Origin of the sequence: Thermocoleostomius sinensis A174, from assembly GCF_026802175.1 — a bacterium.
Classification (GTDB): Bacteria; Cyanobacteriota; Cyanobacteriia; order Elainellales; family Elainellaceae; genus Thermocoleostomius; species Thermocoleostomius sinensis.
On sequence record NZ_CP113797.1, the window covers coordinates 2,976,083 to 3,001,533 of the forward strand.

Below are 25,451 nucleotides of genomic sequence, written 5' to 3' on the forward strand. Positions count from 1 at the left end.
AATTAGTGCTAGATTATGCATCTAAGGCACTATAAAATTTTGCTGTACTGTTTGCTGTATTGTTTATTACCCGCATTGAGCTACTCTATGGCGTCTCATTCGTTGTCTAACGCTTTCCCCACTGTTTCGGTTCAACACTCGCCGTGGCATACGGTATCGGCGGCACAAGTGACAGAATTTCTGCAAAGCGATCGCGCTACAGGGCTAAGTTCCCAGCAAGTAGCAGAACGGTTAGAAAGATATGGCCCCAATGAATTAATTGAAACCAAGGGCCGATCGCCCCTCGACATCTTTATGGATCAGTTCAAAAACATCATGCTGATCATGCTGATTGCTGTAGCTGTAATCTCAGCGATTTTGGATATACGCGAGGCGCTAGCACTGGATCAATTTATCTTTCCCAAAGATGCCACAGCGATTCTGGTTATTGTGCTGCTAAACGGCATTTTGGGCTACGTTCAAGAGAGCGGAGCCGAGAAAGCTCTGGCGGCATTAAAGAATTTGGCATCGTCGAAGGTGCGGGTCATTCGCAGCGGTAAGACTCTGGACATCGACTCTAAAGAGTTGGTTCCAGGAGATTTGATGCTGTTGGAAGCAGGTGTCAAAATTCCAGCCGATGGTCGTATTTTGGAAGCAGCCAATTTGCAAGTGCGGGAAGCGGCGCTGACCGGAGAATCTCATGCCGTCAACAAAGAAGTCGAGGTACAGTTACCCGATAATGCGCCGCTGGGCGATCGGCTCAATTTCGTGTTTTCTGGCACAGAAGTGGTGCAGGGACGAGCCACAGTGCTGGTGACGGAAACGGGAATGCAGACGGAGTTGGGCAAAATTGCGACGGCGCTTCAGGAAGTCGAAGCTGAGCCAACCCCCTTGCAAAAGCGTATGACTCAGTTGGGCAATGTGTTAGTGACGGGATCGCTGATTTTAGTGGCGATCGTGGTGATTGGGGGAACGCTATACGATCGTAGTCTGTTCACCGAACTGGTGGAAGTGTCGCTCAGTATGGCGGTAGCGGTGGTCCCCGAAGGATTACCGGCCGTTATTACTGTCACGTTGGCGTTGGGAACTCAGCGCATGGTACGGCGCAATGCTCTGATTCGCAAACTTCAGGCGGTAGAAACGCTGGGATCGGTAACGACAATTTGTTCTGATAAAACTGGCACGCTGACCCAGAACAAAATGGTGGTGCAGGCGATCGGCACTGCGAAACATGCGTTACGAGTAACTGGAGAGGGCTATGCACCAGTCGGAGAGTTTGAATGTCGAGGACAGAAAATTATCGCGAACCAAGAAGCTGATTTACAGAAGCTGTTGCTGGCTTGCGTGTTGTGTAATGATGCAGTGCTGCAAAAAGAACAGGGCCAGTGGGCGATTCTGGGCGACCCGACTGAAGGAGCATTGTTGGCAGTGGCAGGCAAAGCTGGCATCCGCAAAGCTGAGCAGGAGCAACAGTTTCCTCGGGTAGCAGAGTTTCCGTTTTCATCGGAACGCAAGCGCATGAGCGTCATGGTAAAGCATTCAAGCAACGGATCTGCCCCGTACATTATGTTTACGAAAGGCTCACCGGAATTAACCCTGGAGCGATGCACGCAGATTCAGATGGGTAGCCACGTCAAACCGCTAACGGACGCCCAACGATCGCACATTTTGAAACAAAATAACCAGTTAGCTAGTCGCGGATTGCGGGTACTGGGATTTGCTAGCAAATCGTTGAATGAATTGCCACTGGAACGCTCTGAAGATGAATCTGAGAATGGATTAACCTGGCTAGGATTAGTGGGCATGTTGGATGCACCGCGCCCAGAGGTACGGGAAGCTGTGGCTAAGTGCCGATCGGCTGGCATTCGTCCAATCATGATTACGGGCGATCACCAACTAACAGCACAGGCAATCGCTGAAAATCTGGGGATTGTTAAACCGGGTGATATGGTGCTGACTGGGCAACAACTCGAAGAGCTAGTCGATCGAGAACTCGAGGCAGCCGTTGAGGATGTCAGCGTCTATGCCCGTGTGTCACCAGAACACAAACTGCGAATTGTCCGGGCCCTGCAACAGCGCGGTCATGTGGTAGCAATGACGGGAGATGGCGTCAACGATGCCCCGGCTTTAAAGCAATCAGATATTGGTGTCGCTATGGGCATTACGGGCACAGATGTTAGTAAAGAAGCCAGTGACATGGTGTTGCTGGATGATAATTTTGCCACAATCGTGTCAGCGGTGGAAGAAGGGCGGGTCGTGTACACCAACATCCGCCGCTTCATTAAGTACATCCTGGGATCAAATATCGGGGAAGTGTTGACGATCGCGGCGGCCCCATTACTGGGACTGGGTGGGGTGCCACTGTCTCCGCTGCAAATCCTCTGGATGAATCTTGTTACCGATGGCTTGCCGGCCCTGGCGCTGGCCGTTGAACCGGGCCGACCGTCGCTTATGAAGCAGCCACCTAAAAATCCGCAAGAGAGCATCTTTGCCCGTGGACTAGGCACCTACATGATTCGCATTGGCGTTATTTTGGCAGTGGTGACCATTGCGCTGATGATGTGGGCCTATGGCTATACCGAACAGGTACAGGGCAATGGTTTAGATCGCGATCGGTGGCAGACGATGGTATTCACTACGCTCTGTTTAGCTCAAATGGGACACGCCTTTGCCATCCGCTCCAGCAACCAGCTGATGCTGCAAGTTAATCCCTTCTCTAATCCGTTTGTGCTGGCGGCTGTCGGAGTGACGAGTCTCCTACAGATTTTGCTGGTTTACGTTGAACCTCTACGGAACTTTTTCAACACGCACTACTTAAGCAGCACGGAACTGCTAATTTGTGTTGGCTTTAGTTCACTGATCTTCGTTTGGATTGAGCTTGAAAAGCTCGTCATTAACGGGTTCGCAGCGTTGCAACATCACGCTGCTTCATCAAGAAAATAACCCAACGAAGGCAAGCAAAAAGGCGAAAGCAATCGCTTACTCTTGCCCAAGTGGTGCACTATGGCAATCAAGAAAATACGCAGGACAAATTCAATTGGTCGATTCCGCGCTTAATTACGGTTTCACTTCAGCTTTCATCCTTTTACAATGACATCCAACTGAACGATCGCCCAGATCCATCACGGCGGCGAGGGTTCAGGTTGGGTAGGTGCGGATTCTGCATCGTTACCCTCTACGGAATCGCTCGGCGGCGAAACATTGATATTGACATCGGGGATAGTCACGTCCGGCGGTTGAATGTTGATTTGAGGTGGTTGAACCTGTGGCGCTTCTCGCTCTGGCAACTCAACATTGATCTCCGGGGGTTGATTGGCTGGAGCGGGTACTTGATTTTGCTGCATCGTTGTATAGAAAATTGCACCTAATGCTCCAAGAGCCACAACAAATAGACCAATTAGCAGCACACTGGTTGCATTCGCATTACTACGCGCAATTTCTGCATCTCGACGCAATTCCCGTTCATATAGTTCTCGGTCCGTTCGATTATTTATAGAGTTTACACAAAGTTCGATAAAGGACTGGGCACAATGACACTTATCGTTTTTCATTAACAGTCGTTGAAACACTCGCGTTACGTAAACGCCGTATCGATCCTGTTAAATCTACGTAAGTTCAAGCTAAATTTATTGTATTCGATGCGACCTTTATATCGGTTCTGTATACGGAAATAGCGCCACCTATCCTTTGGAAAGATTTGTGAGACTGATTCGGTTTCGACGTAGAATTCAAAACACTGGTGTTTAATTGGGGGTTAGGAGTCAAGTTCTGGGGATTGATTTTTGGGGATTAGGGGTTAGGTTTCAGATAAGATCTGTCTGTCCCACTGCCCGATTTCTAACTCCCAACCTAAATTCCATCCTCCAACCTCCACCTCGCAATCTCTAGCTCCCCGATTCCCAAAATGCGTTTTGACAAAATTCTGATTGCTAACCGAGGAGAAATTGCCCTTCGGATTCTACGTAGCTGTGAAGAAATGGGAATTGCTACCGTTGCAGTGCATTCTACAGTCGATCGCCATGCGCTGCATGTGCAACTTGCCGACGAGGCCGTTTGCATTGGTGAGCCTCCCAGCAGCAAGAGCTACCTCAACATTCCCAACATCATTGCTGCCGCGTTAACTCGTAATGCCACTGCTATTCACCCAGGATATGGGTTCCTGGCAGAAAACGCTCGGTTTGCTGAAATTTGTGCAGATCACCAGATTGCCTTCATTGGCCCCACGCCCGAAGCCATCCGGATCATGGGTGATAAGTCAACAGCCCGCGAAACGATGCAGCGGATTGGGGTTCCGACCGTGCCCGGCAGTGACGGACTACTCACCAGTGAACGAGAGGCGCTGGTAGTGGCCAAGGAAATTGGCTACCCAGTCATGATCAAGGCTACAGCCGGGGGGGGTGGACGTGGCATGCGCCTGGTTCGGGGCGAAGAGGAGTTAGTGAAGTCATTTCTGGCAGCACAAGGGGAGGCAGAAGCCGCGTTTGGCAATGCAGGGGTCTATCTAGAAAAATTTATTGAGCGCCCACGTCATATTGAGTTTCAAATCTTGGCTGATAATTATGGCAATGTGGTGCATTTAGGCGAGCGAGATTGCTCGATTCAGCGCCGTCACCAAAAGCTATTAGAGGAGGCCCCTAGTCCGGCACTCTCGACCGATCTACGCGAAAAAATGGGAAATGCGGCTGTGCGGGTCGCCCAATCGATCAATTACGTGGGAGCCGGAACGGTGGAATTTCTGCTCGATCGATCGGGGCAATTTTACTTTATGGAGATGAACACGCGCATTCAGGTGGAGCATCCCGTCACTGAAATGATTACTGGGTTGGATTTAATTGCCGAGCAAATTCGCATTGCTCAAGGTGATCGCCTATCCTTCACCCAAGAGCAAATTCAACTACGCGGTCATGCCATCGAATGCCGCATCAATGCAGAAGACCCAGATTACAACTTTAGTCCCCATCCTGGCCGTATCAGTGGTTATTTGCCGCCGGGCGGACCAGGAGTACGCATGGATTCCCATGTCTATACCGATTATGAAATTCCGCCCTATTACGATTCTTTGATCGGCAAACTGATTGTCTGGGGACACGATCGCCCCACAGCCATTAAACGAATGCGTCGCGCCTTGCGCGAATGCGCCATTACTGGGCTTCCAACCACGATCGGCTTTCACCAGCGCATCTTAGAAGCCCCTGAATTTCTGGAGGGCGAGGTGTACACTAACTTTGTGGAGCAGTTGATGGCGCGGTAGTTCTTCGCCCCAGATCAGGCAGGGCAGCCCATCCAACAAGGTACTCCCACCGGCTACTCCAGGACTTGCCAATCTTGAATTCGCCACTGATCGCCCTCACGAATCAGAGTGTATTCAATCTCTAGAGTTGACTCGTAGGAGGAACTCTCATCCAATTGACCATTATTGTAGAAGTCGCCTCGTTCGGTAACTGTTGCTTGTACGATCGCCGTATTAACAGCACTCTCGGTGTTGCTTGAATTTGCGGCTGATGCCCCGGAACCTGTCGCAGTATCATCAACATCAGAGCCATCAGATTGAGTCGTTGCGGTTTCGCCAAGGATTGGTTCAACTGAGGAGACTTCAACGGGTGAGTGTTCATATTGCCAATAGGAATTGCTGGCTTCGAGTTGTTCGGCTCGGGTTTGCCATTCAGACAAGGCCGGCTCCGTTAAAACATCCGCCAACCGATCGGTTGTGTAGGTTTCTCCTAACGCCTCTGCCTTGGCTGACAACCAAGCCTCAATCACTGAAGCAGCACTCGTTTCGTTGAGTGCTGCACCCACCGTTGACGCTTGTCCCTGCGGCTCCATCACAGTGGCTAGGACGGGGGCTAAGGGTTGCACCTCCTCAACGGTTCCTTCGATCGAAGGCGCAGATCGAGTCAATAACCGCGTCAGCAGATATCCCAGAAAAAGCAACCCGATGCCAATAGCACCTAGTAAGAATAGACGATCCAATCGTAATTGACCGCCTACTCGTCGGGTTACGGGCGCCCCTCCAGAGGCATGACCTCGCCGTGGGCGGTGGAGGGGAGGGGGCGGTGGAACCGCTCCCTCAGCAAGAGATGGCTCCGAGAACGGCACCATGCTCTCGGCAGACGTGAGTCCCGATCCGTTCAGATGAGGGCGATCGACCGGGTTCACCTCAGTACCATAGCGGTTTGTAGGCGGAGACGAGAGCAGGCTTCCAGTTCGTTGCCCCAATGGCTGCACAGACGGTACTCTGTCATAGGCGGATGAACCATAGGCAAGGTTGCGGCGACTGCTCCAAGGGCTGACCGGTTCGGGGTCGCTGGGCAATTCCTCCAAGTACGACTGCACATCCTCATCCGCAAAATATTCCTTTAGCGAAGCCTGTTTGCGAACTAAATCGCGAAAATGAGGAAACACCTCGTTTTGCAGCCAACGTTCGCTGTAGAGGCACAATCCTGGCAGGAGATCCGGAGAGCCTTGAGAATGTTCCCGGATGAACGCGATTGAGTCAAACTCTTGGCTGAGATCCAGCGCCCGTGTGGCTTCTTCCGTTTGTCCCAACAGCAACGAACAGATGGACTGTTCCAAGTGCACATCTTGTCGAGTACTCAACCGCAGCAGCATGGTCTTCGCCCGGCGAATCAGCGCTGGTTGTCGATCGGCAAACCCCCGCGCCAACAAAGCATAGACCGATAGATAAACAGCCACCGCCGAGGGACGGCGAGCTTCGGACTCAAACAATGTTTGTTGTTCCGCGGCTGTCAAATAGCTACGCAACTGTTGAATAAACCGTAAGAAATCATCAATAGCCAACCCCGACTGATCATCCCCATTGCCATCAATGCCTTGGCGATCGTTCAACATATCTTGAAGCAAACTCAGTCCTTGTTGTCGAGCCGCTTCCTGGTATTCGGGCAACGCCACAAGCTCCAAAATTCGGTAAGGACGCAGCTTGTAGAGATCTGACTGCATTTCACCACGCAAGCCGGGAAACAGTCCGGCGCGCAGTAACACCTCTTGACCCGCTTGCAACGATTCGGCCGCACTTTCATACTGCCCTTGCTGCCACTGTTCGCGTCCCAACTCTAGGCAGGCTAGCGCATGAGTCAGCACAATATCGGCTGCTACAATCTCTGGCTCACCAAACTGCCCTTGTTTAAGAGCAAAATTGTTGCCATTCAAGTAGGGAGCACTGTACTTGAGAACTAACTCATATTCTCCCAAGTCTAATAAAATCAGCAGCGCCCCTACTAGTTGCTCCGGAGCAATATCAATGAATGCATAGGAATCGTCATAGTCAGAGGAACCCAAACTGTGCGAATCGTCGAATGCCTCTGAGTCGCTAGTAATCTCAGGCGATCGCCCAATTTCTGCTAATTCATAAGATTTGGACAAAAAATTAGCATCATACTCTTGGCGCTGACTGGGTTCCGAAAGCACCGAGTAGGCTTGATCAATCAATTGTCGCCGTGTCTCAATCGCCACTTCGGAAAACTCGCGTCTAGGAAGTTGCAAGGTGCGATCACGATGAGCCTGCTGCAACTGCTCAGCCGTTGCCTGACTTGGTAAGCCTAAAATTCGGTAGTAATCCAGCGGAATTCGCACAATTCCCTTCCCCCGCAACAATCGATACTATTCGGTTCGGTAGAGTCAGTCCCTGCTTGATCGGACGGAATTCCATCGTAGCAAAGAGCGATCGTAGCCGATTAGCTAGAATTTAACTCCCAAGCATAGCCAAAAACGCCTTCAATCATCTGAACGTTTCACAACGTCAACCGCTGACCGTAAGGACTTCGGCAACCCGCGCGTTCTTGGGCTTTGCTTTTAAGCTGGGAGTTCAATCAAATTCACCCCTATGGTTATACTTTGGACTTTAAAGGAGTGCAACAAACGTAAGCAACCTTTACGCGAACAATCTCAACAATCCCACTGTTCCTCGATCTATCCGTCCTCAATCACCCAATCTGATGCTTCAAAACCCCAGCTCGAATTCCAAAAAATTTAAGGAAATTACGAAATACTAGCACAAGAATTTGTAAAACCCTAGCCCGATCGCTTGAATCGAGGTGAGGAATATCGTTATGCTGATGTTCGGTGCAGACTTCACATTCATTCTGGCGTTGCTTGGCTTAACTGGGCTTTACTTTTTACAGGGCTTTATATAAGGTAAGAATTCCTTGAATTGACTATTGGTTCAGCAACGAAGCAGGGTACGCTGTAAAAGAAAGATTTATATTAAACGATCGTTGTCTTCCAGGAAGGATAGTACATTTCCATGATTCAAGAACGGACTATTCCCACCTTGCCCTCTATCAATCCAATCACACGGGACGAAGGACTGTTGCTCTACGAAGACATGGTCTTGGGGCGTACCTTTGAAGATAAGTGTGCCGAAATGTACTACCGAGGCAAAATGTTTGGCTTTGTGCACCTTTATAACGGGCAAGAGGCGGTGTCCACCGGGGTGATTAAAGCCATGCGCCCTGGAGACGATTATGTTTGTAGTACCTATCGCGATCATGTCCATGCCTTGAGTGCAGGGGTACCGGCTCGCAATGTCATGGCCGAGTTGTTTGGCAAAGCCACCGGATGCAGCAAGGGGCGTGGTGGTTCAATGCACTTATTTTCTGCTGAACACCGCTTATTAGGCGGATATGCGTTCATTGGAGAGGGGATTCCGGTGGCATTGGGCGCCGCGTTTCAAACCAAATATCGCCGCGAAGCCCTGGGTGATCATTCGGCCAATCAGGTGACAGCTGCCTTCTTTGGGGATGGGACAACTAACAATGGTCAGTTCTTTGAATGCCTCAACATGGCCGCCTTGTGGAAGCTGCCAATTCTTTTTGTGGTGGAAAACAATAAGTGGGCGATCGGTATGGCCCATGAACGTGCCACCTCTCAACCGGAAATCTTTAAAAAAGCCAGCGTGTTTGGCATGCCGGGTGTGGAAGTAGACGGCATGGATGTCTTAGCCGTGCGTACCGTTGCTCAAGAGGCCGTGGCCCGGGCCCGGGCTGGGGAAGGCCCGACCCTAATTGAATGTCTCACCTATCGCTTCCGAGGGCATTCGTTGGCCGACCCAGATGAACTGCGATCGAAAACTGAAAAAGAAATGTGGCTGGCCCGCGATCCGGTTAAGCGCCTTGCTACTTATCTATTGGAAAAGCAACTGTCTGATGAAGACGAACTGAAAACGATCGATCGAAAAATTCAGGAGATTGTCAACGAAGCTGTGCAGTTTGGACAGGAAAGCCCAGAACCTGATCCCAGTGAACTCTATCGCTATGTGTTTGCGGAAGATTAGAGAATCAAAAATAGGGAGTCAGGAGTAGGGAATAAGGGAGAACGATAGGGGGTAGGATTGTGGAGGCTAGGGTTGTTTTGCTAAACCCCAGCCCCCAGTTCCTACTCACCAATTGCTATGCCAGACCCTATCATGTATCAAAATGAGGATGCCTATGTGGTACTGGAACCAAACCAGCCTGAGCAGTTCCTCACATCGACTGAATTGTTTGACAAGTTGAAGTCGATTCTGATCGATCGCCAAGCTGATTTGCCGCCAGATTTGCAGCGGTTTTCGGATCTCAATGACCAGGCAACTTACCTCATGGAAACATCCTGCGAGTTAGATGTAGGACCAGAAGGGTTTTTGCAGTGGTATGCTGTGCGGCTAGAGAAGTAGACGACGATCGTTTTTTCAGCCTTAGAGACCAGCGCTAGTGCCCTTTAAGTGACGATCGAGAAACGCGATCGTGCGTTGCCAAGCATCTTCTGCGACTTCGGGGTTATAACGAGTTCCAGATGGGTTCGCAAAGGCATGATCGGCTCCCTCATAGATGTAAATTTCAGCCGATTTACCCAGCGAATCTAGGGCAGCTTTGAACTCGTATACAGTCTCAGGCGAAGGGTTATCGTCTAACTCACCAAATACCCCTAAAATCGGCATTTGCAGACTTTGAAGTTGCTCCGGATCAGTGACCAACTGCCCACCATAGTAAATTACAGCAGCAGCGAGTTGATCGGGAAGCTGTAGGGCAGTATTAAGTGACCAACTACCGCCAAAACACCAACCAATACTAGCAATTTTGGGAGCCTGCTGTTCGGTTTCAAGATATTGATACGCTTGACGCAGATTCTCCTGGAGCGTCTGCGGCGTTTGCAGGGCCGCTTGAGTTAGCTGCCGTGCCTGTTCTGGTGCTTCGGCAACCTGTCCTCCATATAGATCGACCGCCAGCGCCGTATAGCCTTCCCCAGCTAAGCGATCGGTCATCATGCGAATGTTGTCGTTTAGCCCCCACCACTCATGAATCACAATCAAACCGGGCAACGGTTCAGCAGCATCAGTAGGACGCGCTAAATAGCCCATCACCGGGCGACCGTCAACCATACCATAGGTTACCTCCTCTGAAGTGACGGGAACCGTTGGAGCAAAAGCTAAAGCTGGAGAAGCCACCGGCCGATCGCCTTCGTGAGAATGCATCATTTGCTGGCTGTAGTCAGGCTGACTGGAACCTTGAGCCGAAACCGCCCACTGGTGACCAGGATTCCCCAAACTAACAGTTAAAACCACAACGCAACTGAGCAAAGCCAGTGCAATCCATTTACGCATGGTGATTTAAGGGAAGAACAACATTTGAGACCTTAGTTAAAAAATCTTTACTTTGAGATCTGTCTTGAGGAAGAGTTTTCTTAGCCAAAGCAAAACAGTCGATCGGTCCTAAACATGCTGGGAACTTGATTTATGGTTTATGCTTCTAGGGGTTAGTGATGGCAGCGATAACGCCGGAAGCGTCATAGCAGACAGGCAACGAAGCCGAGCAACGGGCCTCACCGTCCTGTCTATCGCTATTTCTATTGATTCGTTTCACTGTTGATACGTCGCCAAGCAATCATTTCATGAGAAAATTCCGCAAATCGCCTGCCCGTCTGAACACCCTATTCACCCTCCCCAATGCGATCGCCCTTGCCTTTTTACTGCTGTGTGCGCTGGCTGGCTGGTGGTTTAGTACCCAATCGGGATTGAATTTATCCTCAGTTGATGCCTTTGTAGTTTCTATTCAAGCTCTTGGCAATTGGGGCATTTTTGCCTATATCGCTTTTCTGGTTGTGGCGATCGTGATTGGACCCATCCCCAGCACGCCCATGACAATGGCAGCCGGAATGGTATGGGGTCCCGTCACGGCTGGAATTTATGGCGTCGTGGGGTTATGTTTAGGCAGCATTGCCGCCTACTGGATTGGTCGCACCTTAGGGCGATCGGCCGTGAAAGTCTTGATGGGCAAAAGCATTCATTTTTCCAAACACCGTGGCGAAATCTACCTAGGCTGGATTGTATTCGTCACCCACTTACTGCCCGTCATGCCCTACGACCTAGTGAGCTACGGAGCCGGCATTTCCGGCTTATCCTTCCCCATTTTTGCCCTAGCCAACTTGTTTGGACTAATTCCCAACACCTTGCTATTAACTCACATGGGAGCCGCCTTTACCATCGGCTGGCCGATCGCCATTTTGCTAGCCGTCGTATTTCTCTCACTCTTCATAGTCCTACCCTGGGGCATAAAGCGACACAACTGGTTTGGACTACGCGACACCATCCACCTCGAATAACCCCACCGATTCCCTACTCCCGATTCCCGCCTCCCAACTCCACGCTCGGCTCAGCATTCAAATCACGCGCTAACTGAATCAAATTGCCACCATTCACAAACACCTGCCGCGTGGGATAGTGTTGCAGCAATTCCAACAGTGAAACCTGTTGATCCTCTTTAGCTGCCATAATAAACGCCGATCGCAGCGCTTGAATATTTGCCTGCCGCGAGGGAGTATGTACCACCTGAGTTATTTCGCTGAGGACATACTCGCCCCCTTCGGTGTTGAGCAGATTGTCCAACAAGTGGTGACTCACCTTAACTTCTGTGGTTAGAGCAGCCCGTAAATCCTCTGGAGCAACACCCGCCAATTCCAAGTAAAACCCGATCGAATTGGACACATCTCCTGTGTTAGCCAGCCTTTCCAAGTCACGTAGGGTAAATGAGGCTTGAAAGGCTCCATATGTCACTACAAGTTCTTCGGCTGCTGTTGCCGGAGCGATCGAACTTCCCACCATCATGCCTGCTAGCAACACAACATTGAGCGACGATCGAAGGCGTTGTCGAAGGTTTTGGAGGATGCCAACAAACTTCATCGTGGATGCCTCTGAGCGATCGGATGCCCCTGATCATACCGTAGGCGAGGTTGTCTGGCTCAGTCATCCTTAGGTTACGCTACGAGAGTTCGACCATGCACTTCAGAATTAAGAAACGTCAAGATTTGGTGAAGACGATTCCAGCTTTATTAGAATCACCAAGCAGGCTGAAGGATGGTAGATGCGAGTACTCAAGAAGCGGGAAAAGAAGCAAAAAAATTGTCAGGAACCGCTCAATGCCAAACGTTGGCGCTCTGTTTTTTCCCGTAAAAATTTCTTTTACAGCATCTTTAGCGGCTTGGTGCTGTTGGGTAGTATTACTGGCATGAACTGGAGCCTTGCTTACACCCAAGCTCAGCTAGTTCCCCAAATTGCCAAGCTCTTGCACGATACGATCGATCGCCCAGTACAACTGGGAGCCGTAGAACGAGTTTCGCTGACGGGGCTACGGCTAGGACCATCCATGATTCCAGCTACCGCCACCGATCGCGATACCTTGACGGTTGAGGCGATCGAGGTGCAGTTTAATCCACTGAATGCTATTTGGAAGCAAAAAGTTGAATTGACAATTACGCTAATTCGCCCCACCGCGTTTATTGATCAAGATGAGGCTGGTACGTGGCTCAACCTGGATTTGGAATTGGATGATGAAGAACTTGTAGAAGTCAAGCGTATTCGCCTGCACGACGCCTCGATCGAGTTAGCAGGTCAAGCAAAATCACTGCGGTCGCTTGTCCATAATCCAGAAGCTCAAGGGATTCCCGTTGCCTCTAGCCATGTCAAACTTCAACAGGTTTATCTCGACTGCACCCTAACTGAAACGCCTGATCTGGAACTGCAACTGCGCCTGTCGGGTCAACCAGCAGCGGGCGGTAAATTTCGGTTAACTGGACATATTCAACCCACTGCTCACACAGCAACCCTGAAACTACGAACAGCAGATTTAGATGTTACTGCCCTCAATCCCATATTGCCTCCCACAGCTCGGCTCGATCGCGGTCTATTTACCAGCCAACTCACGCTACAAGTTGCTCCCAATCTCCCGATCGATCTGAACGGCAAAGCCACTCTCAAGGAACTAGCGGTGCAAGTCGAAGGCGAACCGAATTTATTTACACAAACTAACGGGCGCTTTCGGTTTCGAGGACAAGAAATCTGGGTGAGTAACGGTCAGACAGCCTATGGTCAAATTCCCTTTGAAGCGATCGAGGGCACGGTTCATCTCGAGAATGGGCTGAACTTAAAGGGCAGAGTAGCCTCGGTGGCAGTTCCTGCGTTTCTGAGCACCTTTGATTTGCCCACCCCATTTCCCATCAACGGGGCGCTGCAATCGCTGGATCTAACGGCAACCGGACCAATCGATGGAGCTATCTTTGCAGGCACAGTTCGGGATGTACAACCCGTTCAAATCGATCGGGTGGCCATTGCCTCGGCGCTGGGCACGTTTACATATGATACCGGAGCCGATCGCTTAGAAATTCACAGTGCCAATATTTCTCCAGAAGTAGGAGGGGTGGTTTCTACGCAGGGTCTGGTGATTTTGGGGGAAGAGGAAGAAGGCGAACCCGATGATGTCATGCTGAAGGTAGCGGTTCGGGATGTGCCAAGTGACTCGATCGCGCGACTGTATGGCGTCAACCCAGCAGAGATTCAGTTGGGGCAATTTCAAGCCAAGGCAACGGTGTCTGTCATCAATGAAGTGCCCGATGTACAGCTTCAGTGGCAATTCACCGAGGCATCCTACCCAGCCCAAGGGATAGTGAAACTGGAGAACGATCGGCTGCGGCTGCAAGATACTCGGATTCACGTGGGCGACGGCTGGCTTGATCTGGCAGGTGAGTTGGTCAACGATCGCTGGCAATTGCAGGCACAGGGCGTTAAACTGCCGCTACATCAACTGCCCAACCTGCCCAATCTGTCCGGAACTCTGCAAAGCACCATCTACTTGACCGGCGCGATCGATCGACCCGTGCAATCGGCTCAGGGTGACATCACGGCCCACCTGGAAACCTCTGGTGGCAGCGTCAAGGCTGAGGCTACCCTAGCTGATGGTCGTTGGCAAGCCCACATCAACAGTTCGGGGCTGGCGATCGATCAATCTCCTGTGCCCGGTGCAATCATAGGTAGCTTGAACGTGGCAGGGCCATTGGTTGCCCTGACTCCCGATGCCCTGCAAGCGACTGGGCAAGTCAAGCTTTCGGAGGGACTATCTCAGGATATTGAGTGGCTGAATTATCCTCTAACAGCAGCGTTTCAGTGGCATGGCGATCGGCTAGAAATTCAGCAAGCAGAAATGGCTGGATTGCAAGTCAGCGGCACGATCACCACCCAGTTCAATGATTGGAACTGGCAGCCTGCGCAGATTACTGGCTTAGACCTCAACGTTCAGCTTCAAGATCAAGAATTAGCCACCTTGCCCTTGCCCGCTGATTGGCCGGTCACGATTGCGGGATTGGTTGATTTGCAGGGACGAGTCACCGGAACCTTGACCGCGCCCAATTTCAACGGCAACCTGCATCTGCATCACCTTGGGGTGAATCAATTAGCATTTGAGCCTTCGTTGAGCGGCCCGGTCTACCTGAAATCTGATCGCGGCTTGGGAATGAATCTGCAAGGCAGCCGCGATCAACTTGCGCTGGTGCTAGACGATCGCTACCATTTGCAAACCTTCACCGTCAAGCACGATCAGGCAATGGCTCAAGTGGTGCCTCGATCAGCCACTGACTCAAACTCCAATCGCTGGCTAGCAACGGTGCAACAGTTGCCGTTGGAATGGCTACACGATCTTGACCGAATGCTAAACCTGCCGGAATTCAGTGGGTTACTCTCTGGACGATTCGATGTGACTTTGGGATCGGCTCCAACCGTGCTCGGAGACGTTACCATCGATCACCCGGCATGGGGAATCGTGACGTCGAGTCATCCCGTTCATGCTCACAATCGCTTGGTTGGCAAGCTACGCTATGACAATCGATCGCTGGTGTTGACGGATGGACAACTGCGCCTTGGTAACAGCCTTTATTACCTTGCTGGACAGGTATCTCACAGCAATCCATTGCATTGGTCAGGGGAATTAACAACAGATTCAGGACATCTACAAGACTTGGTGACGTTGGTTCCGCCTGCGCAGTGGCAAGCAGTTTTCAATCAAGCCGCTCAAACCGATCGCCCTTCCTCCTCAACTCCCAATCTTATCCAGCAGTGGCTACTAGCAACTGGGCAACAGTCTGGTTTGCCGATTGTTCCTACGCAGGAAGGGGACATACCACACCCATTGGCACGCGCTCAACTGCAAGGCACGTTCGCCACGCAAATCAGGGTTCAGCAAGCTGCGGCCGGGATACAAATGAATTTTGGGCTACAAGGACAGAATTGGCAGTGGGGTCCCTACGGCATTGAGCAGATTACGATCGCAGATGGTCAATTTGACGGTCAACAAGTGTCAGTTGCACCCTTGCACCTACAAGGATTGAGATACATATCAGATCACCAGTCGCTCCAGCAATTTGATACCTCCGTTTACTTTTCTGGGCAAATCGGTGATCGATCCATGGGAGAAATGGCGATCGAAGGAGTTCCAATTCCGCTGTTGGGGCAGTTGCTAAATGTGCCCATTCCGTTAGGTGGCAATCTCCATGCAAGGGCAACTGTAGCAGGTCATTCGACCAATCCTGACATCACAGGAACCGTTGATATGTTGGGATTGCGGCTGAATAGGCGACAACTGCGCGATCTACAACTGGTGTTTCGCTATCATAACCAACAGTTTCAAGTCAAAGACTGGCGTGCACTCGAATAGAATCACTGAGATTGGCGTTTGATTTGGCTCCTCTATCATCCAAGTGGGGAACTTGTACCCCCCTTTTCTGGTCTAGAGGAACGCTTTTTGTGCTTGGCACTCACCACTCAGCACGTTGTTATCGATAAACCCGTTCCCTTAATCATGGCTCAACGTACTCAATCTTTGGTTGCCCTACTTCTAACAACCGTCCTTACCGGACTTGAACTGATTCCCACCTCGGTTGCGGTTGCTCAAACACGCTCTAATACGTCAGCAGCTTCTATCACACCCGACGAAACTACAGACTGTGAAATTCTAATTATTGGTGGTGGGTTGGCAGGGGCGGCCACAGCTTATGAAGCCTTGTTGGCAGGACGTACTGTTTGCATGACGGAACTGACTGATTGGGTAGGAGGACAAATTTCTTCTCAAGGAACCTCAGCACTGGATGAAGCGCAACGGCAACGCGCGCTACGGTTCTACTCTCGCGGCTATCTGGAACTACGGGAACGGATTGAAGACAAGTACAATGAAATTAATCCGGGCGATTGTTGGGTGAGTGAATCGTGTTTTCTGCCAAATGATGCCCATGAAATCCTTTGGGAACAGCTTCAGTCCGCCCGTAAACGAGGCCGAGGAGAACTGAAGTGGTTTCCTTCTACGGTCATAAAAGATCTCCAACTGAGCACCGACGGCAAGATCATAGAAAGTGCGATCGCTATTCAGCACGAACCCGCCCCAAATGCACCGCCCCTCAACACCGAACCCCTGTCTGCCACGATCGAAGACGCTTACCGCTACGAAGACTCCGATCGTTTCAACAAAACCGTAATTCGCTTCGTTCCCCCGGTGAATTCTGACGAAGCCAAAGCCTCCCCAACCCCCATCTCTCAATCCCCCTGGATCGTCGTCGATGCGACTGAAACGGGTGAAGTGATCGCACTGGCAGATGTTCCCTATCGACTAGGACTCGATCCACGTTCCTACCTTAACCCCTCGTCTCCCACCGCAACAGGCGACCCATATTGTACACAAGGTTTCACCTACACGTTTGCGATGGAGCAGACCAAGGAGCCACAGCCGCAAGAGATGCCGGATTTTTATCCACAATATGCTCCCTACTATAGCTACGAACGCCCCCGCGAGGATGGCAATTATTTTGATTATGTCTTCACCTATCGCCGCATCTGGAGTCCAAAACCGCGAGCGCATGCTAGTCCGTTCGGCGTATCGCAACCCAAACCCGGTGATATCTCCATGCAAAACTGGACGTGGGGCAATGATTACCGTCCGGGCACGTCGCAAGATAATTTAATTTACACTCGTGACCAGCTTGAACAAACTGGACAACTAGATCCCGGTGGCTGGATGGGTGGCTTGCGCACTGAAACGCTGCGTCGGGGCGAAGAAAATGCCTGGGGCTACTACTACTGGCTGGTGGCTGGAACCACAGATTCTCAGTTGGGTGACGGGGTCAAACAGCCAGCTCCTAATCACCGTTTTCTCAGCGGATTCGATGCACCAATGGGCACAGAGCATGGATTATCGAAATATCCCTACATCCGCGAAGCTCGTCGCATTATCGGTCGTCCGTCCTATGGCCATACAGATGGATTTATGATTGCAGAGCTAGATATTTCCCGCGTTGATTACCTCGATCCTTTCTATCGACAAACCTTGCCGCCGGAGATGTACCGTCAGCTATGGGTTGCCCTATCTGGTTTGGAAGCCGCCACTGTCATTCGTCAGGGACTTCAGCCCGAGCAAATCACGCGCCGCACTCGATCGACAATTTATCCTGATGCTGTTGGGATTTCCCAGTATGCGATCGACTTTCACCCCTGCATGACCCTGTCACCCCCAGAAACCCCCGGCAACACCGAACGGGAAGGAGTACGCCGATCGCATGGGCAAGCTTATCCTGCTCAAATTCCCCTACGCGCCATGATTCCGCAACGGGTGGATAATCTGCTAGTCGCAGGTAAGAGCATCGCTACCAGTGTGATTGCGGCGGCGGCCTATCGGGTGCATTCGTTTGAGTGGTCGGTGGGAGCCGCCGCTGGCACAACCGCCGCCTTTGCCTTAACTGAAGGCATCATGCCCTACGAACTGGTGGATGATCTGCCGCAACCCGAACCGTTGCTGGAACAACTTCAGGCTCAATTGCAAGCAAACGAGAATCCGATCGCTTTTCCTGACACGACAGTGTTCAATCTCGACTGGGAAGATTGGCGCGTCTGGTAGAGGGCAAGAGAACAACACCAAAAATCAGGGTACGGCAATACGGCACCCTGACGAGATGAACCAGTGATGGATTGTTTTACTTTCTTAGGCTTCTGGCACACGTAGACGACGACGCAGCCCCAATGCCCCCATCAATCCAGTAGCAGCTAATGCCATCACCATCGTGGGTTCCGGCACTCCGGTCAGTTCTCTGACGTTGGCTTCTCCAATATCAACAACCACAACTACATCGTTGAAGTCGCGATCGGAATTTTCGTTGGCGATCCCGGTTAGCGGATCGATTCCCTGTGCCCACAAGTCGCCATATAAATCTTCAAACCCCAGAATCAGATAGTTCCGATAGGCATATGCCACTACATGCTGAAGCCTATCCAGGTTCGATGCTGTTTTGGTTCCAAAGATATTTGTGCCGCCATTGTAGCCATCCGCTCTAAGCCAGAAGTCAAGCTGCGTACCAGCCGCCATCTTACCTAAACTGACAGTATCGCCTAACTTCAAGGCATCTCCGCCCCAATTGCCGATCGCCTCTGTGGAGGAAATATCACTAAAAACTAAACCAGACGCATTCGTGGCTCCAGTGGCTTCAAACGCAAGCTGGTTACGGTAACCCGCTCCCTCGTTGATGAAATGCACTTTAACTTCGTGCTCGTATTTCAGAAACAACTTGCTAGGGTCAAGTAAAAACTGTCCCGCACCAGGTAGCTGGATGCGCTCAGCTTGAACAAACTTCTGAAACGGAGCATCATCAAAGCCAATTTCGGTTTTGCTCCTGATGGTTGGTTGTGTCCAAGAGTTATTCCAGGAGAAGGCTTTAACGGGTGCAGCTAACGCTAACACACTGGCTAAGACTGTAGATGTAGCAAAGAGGGTTGTTAGAATTGAGGTCTTCATGGCAAGATTTTCAGGCTTAATTCCTTAGGATGAATGACTAGAGCAGGTAAAAAATTAACTACGTCCCATCTTGGCTAAAGCAAGTAATTAATGACACCGAATATCTTCGGAATTAAAGAATGATAGATAGATAAAGGGATGGAGTTTATTTATCTAGGTTTTATGCACTAGATACTGCGCATTGTTTTCTACGTAAATAGCAGGTAAAGAAATTACCTACTATTTCTAAGTACGTAAACTTAATGATTCAGGTTTTTTGCAGAAGGGATGCATCAACGCAAGGTTCTCTGAAGTACTGAGGTTTCCGCCTGCTGATTCTCATGAGCGCTGTTCTAGACTTAAAAATTCTGGGAACTCTTGAGGCAGAATTCCGTGTAAATTGAACAACATTCCATTCATTTATGTGAGGTTTAAAGAGCCTTCATGCAGGTATTAGTCACTGGAGTTGCTGGGTTTATTGGATATCACTTAGCCAAACGCCTATTGTCTGACGGGCTAGCGGTAATTGGTGTAGATAATTTGAGTGATTATTACGATGTCAACTTAAAAAAGGCTCGTTTAGCGCAACTAACTCATCCGCAATTTACATTCCAGCTTCTCGATTTAAGCGATCGGCACGGTGTAGCCCAATTGTTTCAAGAGCACCAGTTTGACTACGTGGTAAATTTAGCAGCGCAAGCAGGTGTGCGGTATTCCCTGATCAATCCGCTGGCCTACATAGATAGCAACATCACCGGATTCGTCAATATCCTGGAAGGCTGCCGCCACAGCGCAATCAATCATTTAGTGTTTGCCTCCTCTAGCTCAGTGTATGGCATCAATCCAAAAGTGCCATTTTCTACCCGCGACAATGTAGATCATCCCATTTCGCTCTATGCTGCTACCAAGAAGTCCAATGAACTGATGGCGCATACCTACAGCCATCTATATCAGATCCCCATAACGGGATTGCGGTTCTTTACAGTCTATGGAGCATGGGGGCGCCCGGATATGGCCTATTTCAAATTCGTCAAGGCGATCGACGAAGGCAAGCCGATCGAGGTTTATAACTTTGGCAAAATGAAGCGCGATTTCACCTACGTTGATGATGTGATTGAGGGCGTGGTGCGCGTTATGCACAAACCGCCACAGCCAGACGAATCTACCTCTAAATCCCCTTCTAATGCTTGCTATAAGCTCTACAACATCGGCAATAACCAGCCTGTTGAGTTAATGCAGTTTATTGAAGTGATTGAATCCCTGTTAGGTAAACAGGCACAGAAACATATGCTGCCCATGCAACCGGGAGATGTACCTATCACCTACGCCGACGTGGATAATCTGATGCAAGAGGTGGGCTTTCGTCCTGAAACGCCGATCGACGTAGGCATGGCGCGATTTGTCGAGTGGTATCGCGACTATTATGGTTCGGTTCAGGATTAGTCCTCATCAAAAACCGGGGCCCAAATTTCCTCAACAATCATCTCCCAACCCGGCAATAGTTCTGGCACAGTCAAACGATCACCATTTCCCAGAATCTCCGCCTTTTCCACGCCCTCAACTCCAGGGCGGTAAACTTCTAATGTTTGCGTCCTAGGATCGACTAGCACTCCCACTTGAGTGCCCAATTGCAAAAACTCCTGAATCTTTTGGCGTAGTCTGGGCAATGTATCATTCTCAGATTTGACTTCAAACATGAGATCGGGAACAAGCTGAGCATACTTGCTGGTGGTGCGTCTCAGCCGCTCTGCCCGAATAAAAGACGCATCCGGCGCACGCACATCCTCCTCAGCATTGGGTAGCACGTAACCTGCACTCGAAGCAGCAACTCGCCCTAGTTTGCGGGGTCTGACCCAATTCCCCAGTTGACGTACGATTTCGGCTGCCACTTCGTCAGATTCCAACCCGGATGGACTCATCACAATAATTTCTCCATCTACCAATTCCATTGGATAGTCGGGGAGTTGTTTTTGTAGCTTTTCTAAATCTTTGATCGTTAAGCCAGACATACGCAAAAGAATGAAGGATGGAGAAGGACAGGAGTTGAGTGGCTTTGCTGTGAGTACTCAGCCCAGCATAAGTCTAGATTAGACTTTCTGTGGCGTCTGGCAACCGATCGCTGATTTTGCCATGAATGGCTGAGATGGCAACGGTACGAGGCGAGGCGAGATAGTTTTGTCCAGTAGGGTGGCCACTGCGCCCTTTAAAGTTGCGATTAGTAGCATAGATACCGACTTCGTTTGCACCCAAAATGCCCATGCCCGCGTTGATACAGGCTCCACAACCTGTTTTCAGGATGTGTGCACCTGCCTGTTCCAAAATATTCAGATAGCCAAGGGCTTCTGCCTGTTGCCGAATCGCTTGAGAGGCTGGCACAACAAATAAACTAACGCCGGGCGCAACATGCTGTCCCTTCAAGACAGCGGCTGCTTGGGCTAAATCAAACAGTTTGCCACCGGTGCAGGAACCAATGAAGGCACGAGTGATTGCCACATCGCCAATGTCACTCACACTGCCTACCTGATCGGGCTTGGGTGGACGAGCCACTTGGGGTTGCAACTGGCTCAAATCAAAACAATACACCCGCTCATAGTCGGCCCCTGGATCGCTAGTAACAGGTTCTAGTTCCGTTGCATTATCCATGTGACGACGCAAGTATTGACGAGTCGAGTCATCTACAGGCAATAGCCCACAAACCGCACCACATTCGATCGCCATATTTGCTAGGGTCATGCGCTCGTCGATCGGTAGTTGATCGATAATGCTGCCGCAAAACTCCATAACTTTGCCAGCAGCCCCGTCACAGCCAATCTGTCCCAAGATAAACAGCATGATATCTTTAGCGCTGAGGTGGGGCGACAAAGTTCCCGATAGCTCAAATAACAAAGTAGCCGGCACGCGCAGCCACAGATCGCCCATTGCCAATAGATTGGCCATGTCTGTGGTGCCTACGCCAGTGGCAAAGCTGCCAAACGCGCCATAGGTGCAACTATGCGAATCGGTTCCCGCAATCACCATTCCCGGTCGAACCAAGCCCTGCTCTGGCAACAGCACATGACAAATGCCTGCTGCATCTCCCGGCGAAACCACATCAAACAATTGACACCCCTGTTTCTGGGCAAATTGCACCATTTGCTGATGCATCTGTGTAGCACGTGAGTCAGAGCGAATATCGTTAATTTGAATAAAGTGATCCGCCACAAACACTACTCGATCGGGCTGCCACACTCGCGCATCTATCCCAAACTCTTGATAAAACAACTCGCCCACCGTCGCTGCAATGGCATCATGGGACATGGCCAAATCAACTTTAACAAACACTACCTCGCCCGGCTGCACATAGGCATTGCCTGATGCTCGAGCCAGCATTTTTTCAGCCATGGTCATGGGGCGTGGTTTCGTTTGGCTAGGAGGTACTACTTGCTGCCCTCTGCGACGCTGTTGATTAAAGGCAAATAAACCACCCGCTGCCACAATAGCCTCGATGACAGGATGCGGTTGATGATCACCAAGTTGCTCCAGCGCTAGCCCGATATTGATGCTATTTCGATAGAAAATTTCCGCGAACGATCGCGCCCGCACCGTGCGAATACCCGCCGATTTAATGGCCAACGGTGCAAACTCGCGGCTAGATCCACAGCCAAAATTAGTGCCAGCTTCAATCACGCTATAGTTTAGAAGCTGGCCTTCTCCAATTAGATGCTCAAATGCATAGTGCCTAAGATGCTCTGGATCAGAATTTGTTCCGCGCTGGGCTGGAATGATGTCATCGGTGTTGATGTCATCTCCCAACACTAAAATTGTTTCAGACAAACTCATCGGTTGCATCGATCGCCCCGGACAAATGCCTGTTACCCTTGCTCATTGCTTATCCAAGCCAGCCTAGCACTAAAGCCGTGCTGGTGGATTGAGAAAGCGGGTAGCAAACTTAAAGGCATCGCCCAGATCCACGTCGCCGTCCCGATTACCGTCTAAAAAGGAACTTAGGACAGTATTTGATGCTGTGCTGCCCGGTTTTCCAGAACCCATTTTCAGAAAACCTAGTGCAGCCGTTATCAGTCCTGGTAACATAGACTGCACCATGTTGGCGCTTAGGCCCGTTTTTTGAGCTACCGTTTGAGCAAGCTGCTGTTGCATTTGCGGCGACAGCACAGACGACAGCATTCCTAATCCAGAACTGCCGCTTCCGGTGAACTGACTCAGCATACTTTCAAGCCCGCCTGGCCCAGTCTTAGGTTGCTGTTTCAGCATCGAACGCAGCCCCCCAGTCAAAGCTGATAAGGCTGTTTGAGTGGTGGCACTATCCACCCCACTAGTAGTCTGGTTGATTGTATTGACGATTGAACTCAACTGATCCACGCTACCCTGCTGATTGGGATTGTTGATAGCGCTGAGCACATCAAAGAAAAGTCCCATATTCTAATCCCTTAAAGCCGTTATGAATTTACAGCTAGCCCGTACTGCGATTAAGCAAATCAACGATTGCATCGACAAACTTGCTATCAATCAAGCTTTTAGTAGCTAGCAGTTCTAATTGCCTGATTTTAATACTAAACGGCTACTTTTAGAGCTATTTCCCTTCTGTTTGCACAGTGGTTGCTCCATCTGTAGCTGGAGTAGTCCCTAGCCCTTTGCCGGCAAAGTACTTATTGAGGAAGGTGCTTGCCAGCGATAGCACGATCGGCCCAAGCAGAATGCCAAGCAATCCCTGCACCGAAAATCCTGGAACCAAGATAGACGCTAACCAAAAGCAGATGCCATTAATGACAAGAGCAAATAAACCAAGCGTTAAAAATGTGATCGGTAGTGACAAAAGCGACAAAATCGGTTTGATAAAGCCATTCACTAACCCGATCGCCACCGCCGCTATCAGCGCTGCTGGAAAGTTGGAGATATCTACCCCTGGTACAACCAGATCAACGATGAGCAGCCCTAACGCTGTTGCTAAGGTCGTTAATAGGATTCCAAGCATACGGGTGTTCCTTCGTTCTAAAAATATACAAAGTATTTACCAAGTGAACATGAGTAAACCGTCAAACCAGCTAAACCGCTTCTAGAAGAATCAGTTATCAGCCTGCGTCTGTTACGTTTGTACGCTTTGAATGATTCGTTTTGTCTTAAAGATTAAGCGTGAATACTGATTACTTTATCAGAGATTTGATTGAGGGTATAACAGATCCACGAAACAATTCCTTGACGTATTTTCTGTAGCCTTGAGAACACTAAATATGTGCTCTTGCCGACAATTTGATACGGTTGCTTAACTGGTTGCTATCTAACCTGTAAGCGAACCTAGCGATCGACACTGTGAGCATAGGCGATCGTATGACTAACTTATGCAAATCCAGGTTTGAATCTATCTAGTCTTGTTAAGAGTTTTATGTTATTCAGTTAGAAGCCCACTTAAAACGATCGGAAGCTAACACACGAACAACAGTCAGGCTACTTTAATATTTCTCAAAATCGATCGAGCTTCTCGACACAAGTAGCGGACGGTTCGTTTCAAAGCATCTGATGTCGCGTCAATGAGTAAATATCAGTAGTGTATAGGCAGGTAAGTATATGAAGATACTTCGATTTGTTTTGGCTATTTTGCTTCCTCCGGTTGGTGTTTTCCTAACTTACGGACTGAGCACAACCCTATTGATCAACGTTTTGTTAACGCTGTTGGGTTGGGTTCCTGGCATTATTCATGCAGTTTGGGCACTGTCTAAATATGAAGAGAAAGTAACAGCCATCGATCAATAGCAGCAGATAGAAATGAATGGATTGAGAACATTGCCTAAAGCTCTTAATCCTTTTATAAAATGCTGGGTTTCCTTAGCTGCTTATTGTTAAGTTTCTACCTGAAAAAGTTTTATCGAGTTGATTGTGGAGAACAGTAGGTTTGGCGCACCCATGCCGATTGCACCAAAGAAACTAATATATCGCTGTTGAGTGGATTCACCAAGAAGCCGTCTAAATCCGGATTTTCTTCTTGACTTAACCAGTTAGAAACTTGAAAATCAGTCAAAGCAACAATTGTTACGCAATCGGAAGAGTTTGAAACATTTCGTAGCTTTTGCACTAATGCCTTCGTCCAGTTCTGTTGCCCTCCTGACAAAATGATGAGATAGGGGGGCGTTTGGCTAGCTTCTTCTAAGGCTTGATCAAACGATCGAGCAATTACCACAGGACATTGCAATTGAGTCAGCAACGAACCCAACGACTGTAAGTTCCTAGAATCTTGGTCTAGTACTAAGACATAACTCGATAATCGGTTCATATTAAACACGTTACGCTAGAGGCTAATATAGCTTGCTGGCAACCTCCGATTTTCTAGAGTTGGACGGCCGTAAAGCTTTTATTTGGCGGCTTTCAAGCGTCCGCCGTAGGTTTAAAATTTTCGTTTTTCTTCGGTTTCTTTTG

19 protein-coding genes are annotated in these 25,451 nt (G+C 49.8%); 9 read left to right on the top strand and 10 right to left on the bottom strand.

Features of this window, described 5'->3' with window-relative positions; translation table 11 throughout:
* The first annotated feature begins 87 nt into the window (after positions 1-87).
* The gene (locus tag OXH18_RS12875; RefSeq protein WP_268607486.1) at positions 88-2,922 is read left to right on the top strand and encodes a cation-translocating P-type ATPase; all 2,835 of its coding nucleotides are present in this window, start codon (positions 88-90) and stop codon (positions 2,920-2,922) included.
* A 179-nt stretch (positions 2,923-3,101) separates the two neighbouring features.
* Here OXH18_RS12875 and OXH18_RS12880 read toward each other — a convergent pair whose 3' ends face one another.
* On the bottom strand, positions 3,102-3,548 hold the full coding sequence (locus tag OXH18_RS12880; RefSeq protein WP_268607487.1) for a superantigen-like protein SSL4: 447 nt from the start codon (positions 3,546-3,548) through the stop codon (positions 3,102-3,104).
* Positions 3,549-3,883: 335 nt separating this feature from the next.
* Between OXH18_RS12880 and accC the strand changes: the two genes are divergently transcribed.
* Positions 3,884-5,230 carry an acetyl-CoA carboxylase biotin carboxylase subunit gene (gene accC, locus OXH18_RS12885; RefSeq protein WP_268607488.1) on the top strand — a complete coding sequence of 449 codons (1,347 nt, stop codon included), beginning with the start codon at positions 3,884-3,886 and terminating at the stop codon, positions 5,228-5,230.
* Between the two features lie 53 nt (positions 5,231-5,283).
* Here accC and OXH18_RS12890 read toward each other — a convergent pair whose 3' ends face one another.
* Complete coding sequence (locus tag OXH18_RS12890) at positions 5,284-7,569, bottom strand: IMS domain-containing protein (RefSeq protein WP_268607489.1); 2,286 nt, start codon at positions 7,567-7,569, stop codon at positions 5,284-5,286.
* Between the two features lie 670 nt (positions 7,570-8,239).
* Here OXH18_RS12890 and pdhA point away from each other — a divergent pair.
* On the top strand, positions 8,240-9,268 hold the full coding sequence (pdhA, locus tag OXH18_RS12895; protein ID WP_268607490.1) for a pyruvate dehydrogenase (acetyl-transferring) E1 component subunit alpha: 1,029 nt from the start codon (positions 8,240-8,242) through the stop codon (positions 9,266-9,268).
* A 117-nt stretch (positions 9,269-9,385) separates the two neighbouring features.
* Positions 9,386-9,646, top strand: coding sequence for a chlororespiratory reduction protein 7 (locus tag OXH18_RS12900; RefSeq protein WP_268607491.1), 261 nt, complete (start codon positions 9,386-9,388; stop codon positions 9,644-9,646).
* 21 nt (positions 9,647-9,667) lie between these two features.
* Here the strand turns inward: OXH18_RS12900 and OXH18_RS12905 are convergent, their stop codons facing one another.
* Positions 9,668-10,573: a dienelactone hydrolase family protein gene (locus OXH18_RS12905; protein ID WP_268607492.1), complete on the bottom strand. Its 906-nt coding sequence runs from the start codon at positions 10,571-10,573 to the stop codon at positions 9,668-9,670.
* Positions 10,574-10,860: 287 nt separating this feature from the next.
* Between OXH18_RS12905 and OXH18_RS12910 the strand changes: the two genes are divergently transcribed.
* A complete protein-coding gene (locus OXH18_RS12910; RefSeq protein ID WP_268607493.1) occupies positions 10,861-11,571 on the top strand; it encodes a TVP38/TMEM64 family protein in 711 nt (236 codons plus the stop codon).
* 13 nt (positions 11,572-11,584) lie between these two features.
* On the opposite strand, the gene OXH18_RS12915 is transcribed toward OXH18_RS12910, so the two are convergent.
* Complete coding sequence (locus OXH18_RS12915; protein WP_268607494.1) at positions 11,585-12,148, bottom strand: alpha/beta hydrolase; 564 nt, start codon at positions 12,146-12,148, stop codon at positions 11,585-11,587.
* 181 nt (positions 12,149-12,329) lie between these two features.
* On the opposite strand from OXH18_RS12915, the gene OXH18_RS12920 reads away from it, so the two are divergent.
* Both OXH18_RS12920 and OXH18_RS12925 read left to right on the top strand, forming a co-directional pair.
* A complete protein-coding gene (locus OXH18_RS12920) occupies positions 12,330-15,947 on the top strand; it encodes a DUF748 domain-containing protein (protein ID WP_268607495.1) in 3,618 nt (1,205 codons plus the stop codon).
* Positions 15,948-16,091: 144 nt separating this feature from the next.
* Positions 16,092-18,173 (top strand): FAD-dependent oxidoreductase, encoded by a 2,082-nt coding sequence (locus tag OXH18_RS12925; RefSeq protein ID WP_268607496.1) that lies wholly within the window; start codon positions 16,092-16,094, stop codon positions 18,171-18,173.
* 84 nt (positions 18,174-18,257) lie between these two features.
* Here OXH18_RS12925 and OXH18_RS12930 read toward each other — a convergent pair whose 3' ends face one another.
* Positions 18,258-19,064 (bottom strand): DUF4114 domain-containing protein, encoded by an 807-nt coding sequence (locus OXH18_RS12930; RefSeq protein ID WP_268607497.1) that lies wholly within the window; start codon positions 19,062-19,064, stop codon positions 18,258-18,260.
* Between the two features lie 423 nt (positions 19,065-19,487).
* Here OXH18_RS12930 and OXH18_RS12935 point away from each other — a divergent pair, with 423 nt between their 5' ends.
* Positions 19,488-20,486 carry an NAD-dependent epimerase gene (locus tag OXH18_RS12935; protein ID WP_268607498.1) on the top strand — a complete coding sequence of 333 codons (999 nt, stop codon included), beginning with the start codon at positions 19,488-19,490 and terminating at the stop codon, positions 20,484-20,486.
* Here the strand turns inward: OXH18_RS12935 and OXH18_RS12940 are convergent.
* From OXH18_RS12940 to OXH18_RS12960, 4 genes are all read right to left on the bottom strand, one after another.
* Positions 20,483-21,052, bottom strand: coding sequence for a Uma2 family endonuclease (locus OXH18_RS12940; RefSeq protein WP_268607499.1), 570 nt, complete (start codon positions 21,050-21,052; stop codon positions 20,483-20,485). The two genes, OXH18_RS12935 and OXH18_RS12940, sit on opposite strands and share 4 nt — an antisense overlap.
* 73 nt (positions 21,053-21,125) lie before the next feature.
* Positions 21,126-22,862 carry an aconitase/3-isopropylmalate dehydratase large subunit family protein gene (locus OXH18_RS12945; protein ID WP_315874718.1) on the bottom strand — a complete coding sequence of 579 codons (1,737 nt, stop codon included), beginning with the start codon at positions 22,860-22,862 and terminating at the stop codon, positions 21,126-21,128.
* 69 nt (positions 22,863-22,931) lie between these two features.
* The gene (locus tag OXH18_RS12955) at positions 22,932-23,459 is read right to left on the bottom strand and encodes a DUF937 domain-containing protein (protein ID WP_268607500.1); all 528 of its coding nucleotides are present in this window, start codon (positions 23,457-23,459) and stop codon (positions 22,932-22,934) included.
* 154 nt (positions 23,460-23,613) lie between these two features.
* Positions 23,614-24,015 carry a phage holin family protein gene (locus OXH18_RS12960; protein WP_268607501.1) on the bottom strand — a complete coding sequence of 134 codons (402 nt, stop codon included), beginning with the start codon at positions 24,013-24,015 and terminating at the stop codon, positions 23,614-23,616.
* A 590-nt stretch (positions 24,016-24,605) separates the two neighbouring features.
* Between OXH18_RS12960 and OXH18_RS12965 the strand changes: the two genes are divergently transcribed.
* Positions 24,606-24,791, top strand: a complete 186-nt coding sequence (locus OXH18_RS12965) for a YqaE/Pmp3 family membrane protein (protein WP_268607502.1) — start codon at positions 24,606-24,608, stop codon at positions 24,789-24,791.
* Positions 24,792-24,900: 109 nt separating this feature from the next.
* Here OXH18_RS12965 and OXH18_RS12970 read toward each other — a convergent pair whose 3' ends face one another.
* Positions 24,901-25,308: a response regulator gene (locus OXH18_RS12970; RefSeq protein ID WP_268607503.1), complete on the bottom strand. Its 408-nt coding sequence runs from the start codon at positions 25,306-25,308 to the stop codon at positions 24,901-24,903.
* Between the last annotated feature and the right edge of the window lie 143 nt (positions 25,309-25,451).